The sequence below is a fragment of the Rhizobacter sp. P1_G5 genome (genome assembly GCF_056405435.1).
Map to the genome: position 1 here is coordinate 1 of NZ_JBFUCB010000914.1, position 1,725 is coordinate 1,725.

Here is a 1,725-nt window from a genome sequence, read left to right on the forward strand (position 1 = left end):
CTGGCGACCGGCGCGCCGCTCGGCCGCATCGGCGACGACGACGACCTGAAGGGCGCGGCACTGTTGTTCGCGTCGGCGGCCGGCAAGCACATCACCGGGCAGATCCTCGCGGTCGACGGCGGCGTGAGTGCCGTGCATGGACACTGAGAGCAGGGGACATTGACCACGATGGAATTTCCGGTCCACATCCCCTTCGTCGAGCAACTCGGCTTCGAGCTGCTGAGGTTCGAGAACGGCGAGGCCGAGATCGGCCTGACGCTGCGCGACGAGCTGTGCAATTCATGGAGCGTCGCGCATGGCGGCGTCACGATGACCTTGCTCGATGTCGCGATGGCGCATGCCGCGCGCAGCAGCTCGATCAAACCGGGCGGGCAGCCGGGCGGCACCGGCGTCGTGACGATCGAGATGAAGACCAGCTTCATGCGCCCCGGCCTCGGCCGCATCGTCGGGCACGGCAAGCTGCTGCACGCGACCGCATCGCTCGCGTTCTGCGAGGGCAGGGTGGTCGATGCGAACGGCGAGCTGCTCGCCAGCGCGAGCGGCACCTTCAAGTACCTGCAAGGGCTTCCGGCGGGGGGACGCAAGATCCACCGCTCGAACGCCTCCGATTGATCCGAAGACACCACAGACAGGAGACATGCCATGACCACCAACCAGCAGATCGTCCTCGCGTCGCGCCCCGACAAGGAGGCTGTCGCAGGCAACTTCCGGCTCGAATCGAAGCCGTYGCCGGCACTGGCCGACAACCAGGTGCTGGTGCGCCACCACTACCTGTCGCTCGACCCGTACATGCGCGGGCGCATGAACGCCGGCAAGAGCTACGCGCAGCCGCAGCCGCTGGACCAGGTGATGATCGGCGGCACCGCCGGCGAGGTGGTCGAGTCGCGCCACCCCGGCTTCAAGGCCGGCGACAAGGTCGTGGGCATGGGCGGCTGGCAGCAGTACGGCGTGGTCGATGCGAGCCAGCCCGGCATGCTGCGCAAGGTCGACACCACGCACATCCCGCTGTCGGCGTATCTCGGCGCGGTCGGCATGCCGGGCGTCACCGCGTGGTATGGGCTGGTGAAGATCTGCACGCCGAAGGCCGGCGAGACCGTCGTCGTCAGCGCGGCCAGCGGTGCCGTCGGCGGCGCGGTGGGGCAGCTGGCCAAGGTGCGCGGTTGCCGCGCGGTCGGCATCGCCGGCGGGCCCGACAAGTGCCGCTACGTGGTCGACGAGCTGGGTTTCGATGCCTGCGTCGACTACAAGGCGCACCGCGACCCGAAGGCGCTGTACGCCGCGCTGAAGGAGGCCACGCCGGACGGCGTCGACGGCTACTTCGAGAACGTCGGCGGGCTGATGCTCGACACCGTGCTCGCGCGCATGAATGCGTTCGGCCGCGTTGCGCTGTGCGGGATGATCTCCGGCTACGACGGGCAGCCGATCCCGCTCACCTACCCGCAGCTGATCCTGCAGTCGCGGCTGAAGCTCGAGGGCTTCATCGTCAGCGAGCACATGGGCGTGTGGCCCGAGGCGCTGAAGGAACTGGGCACGCTGGTGGCGACCGGCAAGCTGAAGTACCGCGAGACGGTGGCGCAGGGGATCGAGTCGGCGCCGGAGGCGTTCCTCGGGCTGCTGAAGGGCGCCAATTTCGGGAAGCAGCTCGTCAAGCTGGTCTGAACCCGGGACACCGTCGGAGGTCGAACTTCGATGAACACCTCAAGCACTCCCGTCGCGGGGGAGGAA

General features: G+C 68.4%; 3 protein-coding genes. All 3 read left to right on the top strand.

Annotation, left to right across the window (positions count from 1 at the left end; all coding sequences use genetic code 11):
• The coding region (locus AC1D12_RS32655; protein WP_477845287.1) for an SDR family oxidoreductase at positions 1 to 147 on the top strand (147 nt) is incomplete at its 5' end.
• A gap of 21 nt (positions 148 to 168) precedes the next feature.
• Positions 169 to 612, top strand: a complete 444-nt coding sequence (locus AC1D12_RS32660) for a PaaI family thioesterase (protein ID WP_047510313.1) — start codon at positions 169 to 171, stop codon at positions 610 to 612.
• A gap of 30 nt (positions 613 to 642) precedes the next feature.
• Positions 643 to 1,659 carry an NADP-dependent oxidoreductase gene (locus AC1D12_RS32665; RefSeq protein WP_477845286.1) on the top strand — a complete coding sequence of 339 codons (1,017 nt, stop codon included), beginning with the start codon at positions 643 to 645 and terminating at the stop codon, positions 1,657 to 1,659.
• Positions 1,660 to 1,725: the final 66 nt, after the last annotated feature.

Bases quoted from the DNA above. Each gene is read 5' to 3' on its own strand.
- AC1D12_RS32660 (WP_047510313.1), top strand. From the start codon at position 169: ATGGAATTTCCGGTCCACATCCCCTTCGTCGAGCAACTCGGCTTCGAG.